This window comes from Trueperaceae bacterium (genome assembly GCA_019454765.1).
Taxonomy (GTDB): Bacteria; Deinococcota; Deinococci; order Deinococcales; family Trueperaceae; genus JAAYYF01.
In genome coordinates this window covers 22,880-29,351 of record JACFNR010000037.1, presented here as the reverse complement: position 1 = coordinate 29,351, position 6,472 = coordinate 22,880, and the positions used below count along the sequence as shown (strand labels likewise).

The following is a 6,472-nucleotide window of genomic DNA, read 5'->3' as shown; positions in this document are numbered from 1 at the left end:
AGCGCTTCCGCTGAAGCGCAGCGGCCCGGCCAGCTGGCCGGGCCGCGATCCCAACGAGAGCGCGGCCGCGATCGGGAACATCCGATCGCGGCCGCGCTGCTGGTGGGGCGGCTGAAGCCGCGCCACCGGGCTGGCCTTCAGGCCTCCGACTCGGAGACGACCAGGACCTTCAGGTCGATGGTGACCTCCGGGTGGGGGCGGTACGGCACGGCGTACTCGCCGGTGACCTTGATGGGTTCCGCCAGGAGCACCTTGCGGCGGTCGATCTCCACGTCGTAGGCGGCCTTGAGGGCGTCGGCGATGTCGCGGTTGCCGACCGAGCCGTAGATGCGCCCCTCGCCGGCCTTCACGCGGATCTCGATGTGCGCGTCACCGAGCATCTCGGCGAGGCGCTCGGCGTCGGACTTCCGCTCGGCGAGCTGCCGCGCCCGCTGCGCGAGGCGCGCCTGCAGCTCGGCCTGGTTCGACCTGGTGGCCGGCAGCGCCAGCCCCCGCGGGACGAGGAAGTTGCGAGCGTAGCCGTCCTTGACGCGGACGATGTCACCAGCCTCGCCCAGCTTCTCGACGGGCTCGAGGAGGATGACGTTCACTTGCGTACCAGCTTCTCGGTGATCGGGATGATGGCGAGCATGCGCGCGCGCTTGATCGTGGTGGCGAGCCGACGCTGATGCCTGGCGCATACTCCGGTGCGGCGACGCGGCAGGATCTTGGCGGTGTCGGAGATGAAGCGCCTCAGCACCCTGCCGTCGTGATAATCCATGATCTCGTACTCACCGGCGCAGAACGGGCACACGCGTGGCCTGCGGCCACGCCTGCCGCCCCCGCGGCGCCGACGGTCGCCGCCCTTGTCTCTTGCTTCTCTAGCCATCTAGAAGGGTAGGTCCTCTTCTGGTGGAAACTCCTCGTCGATGTCGAGCTTCGACGATCTCGCCTGGGCGCCGGTAGCGACGCTGCGCTCCGTACGGGTGCCGGCTCCACCGCTGCCGGGACCGCGAGTGATGAACTCGACGCGCTGGCCTTCCAGCCGCGTCGTGAACCGACGGTTGCCTTCCTTGTCGGTCCAAGAATCGTTGACGAGCCGGCCGATGACGAACACGCCATCGCCCTTGCGGAGCGACTCGCAGCCTTCCGCCAGGTCGCGCCACACCGTGACGTCCACGAAGTGGGTGCGTTCCTGGTCGTCGCCGCCCTTGCCCCGGAAGCGCTCGTTGACCGCGACGCCGAAGCGCGTGACCGACGCGCCCGAGGGGGTGGAGCGCATCTCGGCGTCTCGCGTGAGGTTGCCGACGATGAGCACCTGGTTGAGGGCGTCCTTGAGGCGGTGTTGGCCGCGCGCGTCCACGACGGTGGCCTCCCCCGAGCGGACTCCCATGGTGATCACGTCGACGCGCTGCGCGTTCACGTCGAGGGCCGAGCGCTTCTGACCGTCCTGGGCCTCCCAGGTGCGGTAGTTGAGGCGCCCCTCGACGAACACGGCCGTGCCTTCCTCCAACTGATCGGCCATCATCTCCGCCTGCGCTCCGAAGAGCGTGACGCGGTGGTACCAGGCCAGTTCGCGAGGACGGTCGTCGTCACCGATGACGTTGTCGTTGCCCGCCAGGTTCATCTCCAGGATGGCCAACCCACCGGGGGTGTAGCGCAGCTCCGGCTTCTGGACCAGCGTGCCGACCAGGTAAACGTTGTTCAGACCACGTGCCATCAGGTGACTCCCCAACTGCTCGTCAGAAGTTCTTGGCCTTAGGCGGCGGCCTCCGCCTTGCCTTCGGCCTTGGGCTCCTTCTTCGTCTTCCACTCCGGGCGTTCCCGGACGACCAGGACTCGCATGACGTTATCGCGTTGGCGCAACGCGGCCTCGATCGTCTTGGGGGTTTCGCCGCTCAGGTGTAGGCGGTAGATGAGGTAGTAGCCCTCGTTGCCCTTGCGGATCGGGTAGGCCAGACGGCGCATGCCCCATTCGTCGACAGCGAGGATCTCTCCTCCCGCGCGCTCGACCTGCAGCGCGACGGCGTCCTTCTCCGACTGGACCTGCTGTTCGGTCAGGCTCGGGTCGAGGATGACGTTGAGATCGTACTTGACGGTGCTCGACATGTAGCACCTCCCTCCAGGCTGGTGGCTCCGGTCCCGTCGGGACGCTGCAGCGCCGACCCGAACGGGTGTCCCGGTCGGTGCGGCACGACGCGCCGGGCCGAACCTCGGCCCGCGCAGCCCTCCCCAGCATCGGCTCGCCACCGCGCCCGTCCGGTCTGAACCGGACAAACGCGCGGCAAATGAAGAGTCTAGCACATGAGTGCCCGGCGCGCCGCGCCGACTCCCGCCGTGCGCCTTGGGAGGGCGGGCGCTAGCGAGCCGTCCAGCCCGCCGCCGTCCGCCTGGTCGACGTGACGGCGCCTCGTGTGCCGTCGTCGAGTTCGTAACCGACGACGGGGTGGAAGAGCGTCGGCAGGCGCGGCCGCGTGGCGTGGAACGAGCCGGAGTGGATCACGACGATGGCCGTCCCGCCGGCGGGCAGGCGCAACGCGAGGTCCGCGGCCGCGGCCGAGGGCCAGGTCGCCGGCAGGTCGGCGGCGTGGGGGTCGGCGGATAGACGCTCCAGGACGTCCCTGTCGGCGACGACGTGCTCGAGGCGCGCCACCACGCCCTCGGGCGGGGCGTACGCCAGCACCTCTCCGGTCGCGGCCGCCGTGGGGGCGTAATCCACGCGCGTGACGGTCACGGCCTCGGGGCCGGGGTTCATGAGGAGCACGTAGGCGTAGATGCCGGTCAGTGGCGCCGCCCAGACGTCGACGAGGAGGCCGGCGCGGTTGGGGGCAAGTTCGACGATGCGCAGCGCGCCGAGTTGGTGCCGCGACTCGGCGCCGGAGCGGCAGCGCACCGTCGCGACGGGCGCGTACTCGCCCGCGGGAAGAGCGGCCTCGACGCGCGTGACGGGCACGGGGAAGTACGTGCCGACGTCGAGGTCGCTGGTGTGGATGGCGTCGGCGGGAACCGGCACCTCGCGCCCGGCGACCGTCAGGAGCATGCCGGCCGGCGGATCGGCGGGGCGGCAGGCGTGACCGTAGAGCGTCAGGTTGCCGGTGGCACCGTCCGTCCAACCGAGGTAGCTGCCGCCGCTCAGGACGACCTGGCTGGGGTGGTGCCCGAGGGAGGGGTCAGGCAGGGTGGACGGCTGTCGCGCTACAACGACCAGGTGCTCGCGGAGGCGTTCCCACGCGCCCGCGTGGGTGAACGGCAGGGCGTGCAGGGCCCGGCTCACCCCGTAGGGGGCGGCGGGCAGCCAGCGGGGCAGCGTGGCGGCGCCCACCCAGCGCTCCGCCAGCAGGGAGGCGGCGAGGGCTGCGCTCAGCGTGAGGAGCGTCGCCAGCGCGGCGATGGCGCCTCGTCTCCCTGGGCGGGGTGTCCTCACCGTGCTTGCGCCGTCTCGCGCCGGTCACCCAGCTCGCCGCTGCCGCAGGCGACCTGTAGGTCGAAGAGGTTGGTGAGTAGCGTCAACCTGGCGAAAGCCACGTCGGCGCGGAGCATCACCGCGTGCAGCTCGCGGACGGGGTCTTCGAAGGGTCGCTCCGCGAGCTCCCACGGCGTGCCATGGTCGGTGGCGAAAGACTCCGGGTCGGTGTCGGCGGCCAGCCAGAGGAGGCGGAGCTCGGCGTCCCGGAGCGCCGCTAGCGCGTCGCGGTGCGTGCGGAGCAGGCGCGATACCTCGCTCACGACCTGCTCGAGCTGCGCTGCCAGCGCGGCGTCGGCTTCCGCCGTGACGCCGGCGATGTCTTGTGGACCGCGGACTCGCCTGACCGGCGGCCAGGTGAGGCGGAGCGTCTGCTCGGCGCCCGCGAGGTCGGTGGTCACGCCGGCGGCGCCCGAGAGCGGCCACCCGTCGGGCAACGCGAGGTTGGCCGTCACCCCCAGCCTGGCGGCCGTCTGGCCGCCCCGTCCGCCGCCCGCCGCGGGCGGGGCGCCGGGCGCCGGCCACGCGACCTGGTAGCCGACGTGGGCGAAGAGCCCGACCTCCAGGTCCACGGCGGCGTCCGCCTCGAACGCGAGGAGCCGTTGCCGGTGGCGCATGCGTGCGGCCTGCGCCTCGGGTGCGGTGGCCAGGCAGGCCTCGAGGCTGGGCGCCGTCCGGTCGAACGCCACGAAGACCTCGGCGAACGTGGGGATGAGGGGCGGGTCTGTGTCGACCAAGGCGCGGTTCACCGAGCCTCGCAGCTGCCGGGCGTGATCCAGCGCGAACGCCTCCAGCGCGGCCACGTCGGCGTGTAGCGACAGGAGTTCGCGTTCGCGCGGTGGCAGTCGGGCGGCGGCCTCGAGGTCGTCTGGTGGCGACCACACCTCCGACCTGAACCTGCGGAGGGCGGCGCCGGCGGCCGTGGCCAGCTCCGAGGCCAAGGCGAGGGAGACGACGTCCGACGCGAACTGCGCGCGGGCGGTCGCGCGCACGGCGGCGGCGCGCTGCTCGAGCGCCTCTTGCCTGTGCCGCTGGAGCTCGGCGCGCGGTGCGGCCCTGGCGGAGTAGAGCGGGATGTCGGCGTCCAGCCCCAGGCTCAGCTCGAGGGCGCCATAGCCGGACCACGCGAGGCGTTCGTCGAAGGCCACGCCCGGCGCGAGCGCGCCGGCCTGCACCGCTCCGACGGCCGCGAGGTCGGCCGCCTCGGCCACCAGGTGGTCCGGTGGTTCGTACGCCGCGTCGAAGCGCGTAAGCAGTTCCGCCAAGGGGTTGGCGGCGGCCACGGGCACGAGCAGGAGCGCGAGCACGGCGAGGAGCGCCGAGCCGGAACGTGGGAGGCCTGGCCGTGGGAGGAGGGGCCGTGGGAGGTGGAGCCGTGGGGGGTGGAGCCGTGGGAGCTGGGGCCGCGGCGCGGAGGCGGTGAGGGCGCGGTGGTCCGTGCGTGGAGCGCCCGTCGTGGGGGTCATGGGGCCGGCTCGCTCGAGAAGAGGGTCACCACTACCCCCTCGAAGTAGTAGGTGGCGTCCCCGATCCTGAGGAGGGGCAGCAGTCCGAGCGTCACTGCGGTCCTGCCCGGCGCCAGGCGGCCCGGTTCGTCGACCGTCACGCCGAACGTCCTGGTGGTGCCTGGCGCGATGACGCCGAGCTCGGTGGCCGGCGGCAGGTAGGGCCGCGCGACTGGCGCGGCGGCGCCGTCGGCTCGCCGTTCGTGGGTGCCGCCCACCAGGTCGGCGAGGGCGGCGTCGGCGCTGAGCGACAGGAGCGTGATAGGCGTTGCCGACGTGTTCTCGACGATGAGGTCCTCCCGCCTCAAGGCGGTGGGCGCTGAGCCGTCGACGGCGACGCGGTCGGTGCTGGAGGAGTAGCTGACGTTCACGCCCGTCGCCCCGTCGAGGGGCGCGGCGTCCTGCACCCGCGCGACGGCCACCAGGGCGGCGCCGCGCCAAGCGGTGTCGGGGCCGGAGGCCGTGACGATCACGGTGGCGCGGCACGGCGCGGTGCTCGTGGCGACGGCCGGGACGCGCCAGACCTCCGAGGCGGTGTTGTAGGGCGTGCCCACCTCCAGGCACGGGTCCGACGAGGCGGCGGCGAAGTCGGTCAGGTCCGGCTCACCCGGGTTGGCGATGGCGATCACGATGTTGCCGGCCGCGCCGGGCGCGAGGTCCTGATAGTGGAGCGCCACGACGGGGACGTCGCCCGCGTCCCACCCGGAGGCGGCCGCGTGAGGCGAGAGGGCCGCCAGGGCGACGGCCAGGGCGCCCGTGAGGCCGGCGGTGAGGCGACGGACCCGGGGGCGGGCGTGGACGGACCGACGGTGGGGTGGCTGCATGCTTCTCCCTCCTGGTGAGTCGGGTGGTGGGCCCGGCGGACCCACCACCCGATCGGCGCGCTAGAGCGGGCTGAAGATCGTGTTGTACCTAAGGTAGCGGGTCTCGACGATGCCCGAGTCGCGGGCACCCGTCGCGACGGTGGAGCCGTCGGTGTAGACGGCGTACTCGGCGAACGTGTAGCTCGCGATCTGCCGCATGAAGGCGCGGTACACCTTGGCCCTGGTGCGGGCCGGGACGACGACCTCGTAGTTGTCCTGCATGGCGCAGGTGTAGACGGTGCCGACGTTCAGGTTGAGGCCCGTCGAGACGCCGACGCCGCCGCTCGTGAGCACGTGGGAGCACTCGTCGTTGTAGGTGAACGAGTAGCGCGCGGTGGCGGCGCCGGAGTTGACGTAGTCGCGGGCGAGCTCGTGGCGCAGCTCGGTGGGGGCGTTGTGCTTCGAGCTGACGGCCTCCCAGATGTAGGTCTGGATGCGGGGCTTGGTCTTCTTCGGGGGTGGGTCGGTGGGCTCGTCGCACTTGAGGCAGACCCCGGCAGTGACGGCGGAGAGCTCGGCGGCCGCGAGCGGCGCGAGGCCTTCGGCGGCTTGCCGGCTCGTTGCGGCCGACTGGACCGGGCTGGCTAGGAGCATGAGCAGCAGGGTGCTCAGGGACCACAGGGTGACGCGTTTCATGGTTCCTCCGGGTGGATGACGAGGGG

At 72.2% G+C, this 6,472-nt stretch carries 8 protein-coding genes; all 8 read right to left on the bottom strand.

Features of this window, described 5'->3' with window-relative positions; translation table 11 throughout:
- Positions 1–137 precede the first annotated feature (137 nt).
- Positions 138–590, bottom strand: coding sequence for a 50S ribosomal protein L9 (locus H3C53_10180; GenBank protein MBW7917033.1), 453 nt, complete (start codon positions 588–590; stop codon positions 138–140).
- Positions 587–868: a 30S ribosomal protein S18 gene (locus H3C53_10175; GenBank protein MBW7917032.1), complete on the bottom strand. Its 282-nt coding sequence runs from the start codon at positions 866–868 to the stop codon at positions 587–589. Before H3C53_10175 ends, H3C53_10180 begins: the two co-directional genes overlap by 4 nt.
- Complete coding sequence (gene ssb / locus H3C53_10170; GenBank protein ID MBW7917031.1) at positions 869–1,699, bottom strand: single-stranded DNA-binding protein; 831 nt, start codon at positions 1,697–1,699, stop codon at positions 869–871. It abuts the gene before it with no gap.
- Between the two features lie 38 nt (positions 1,700–1,737).
- The gene (gene rpsF / locus H3C53_10165; GenBank protein MBW7917030.1) at positions 1,738–2,088 is read right to left on the bottom strand and encodes a 30S ribosomal protein S6; all 351 of its coding nucleotides are present in this window, start codon (positions 2,086–2,088) and stop codon (positions 1,738–1,740) included.
- 250 nt (positions 2,089–2,338) lie between these two features.
- A complete protein-coding gene (locus tag H3C53_10160; protein MBW7917029.1) occupies positions 2,339–3,403 on the bottom strand; it encodes a hypothetical protein in 1,065 nt (354 codons plus the stop codon).
- Positions 3,400–4,749: a hypothetical protein gene (locus tag H3C53_10155; GenBank protein MBW7917028.1), complete on the bottom strand. Its 1,350-nt coding sequence runs from the start codon at positions 4,747–4,749 to the stop codon at positions 3,400–3,402. The genes H3C53_10160 and H3C53_10155 overlap by 4 nt, the downstream gene beginning before the upstream one ends.
- Positions 4,750–4,904: 155 nt before the next feature.
- A complete protein-coding gene (locus H3C53_10150; protein MBW7917027.1) occupies positions 4,905–5,771 on the bottom strand; it encodes a hypothetical protein in 867 nt (288 codons plus the stop codon).
- 60 nt (positions 5,772–5,831) lie between these two features.
- Positions 5,832–6,446, bottom strand: a complete 615-nt coding sequence (locus tag H3C53_10145) for a hypothetical protein (GenBank protein ID MBW7917026.1) — start codon at positions 6,444–6,446, stop codon at positions 5,832–5,834.
- Positions 6,447–6,472 lie beyond the last annotated feature (26 nt).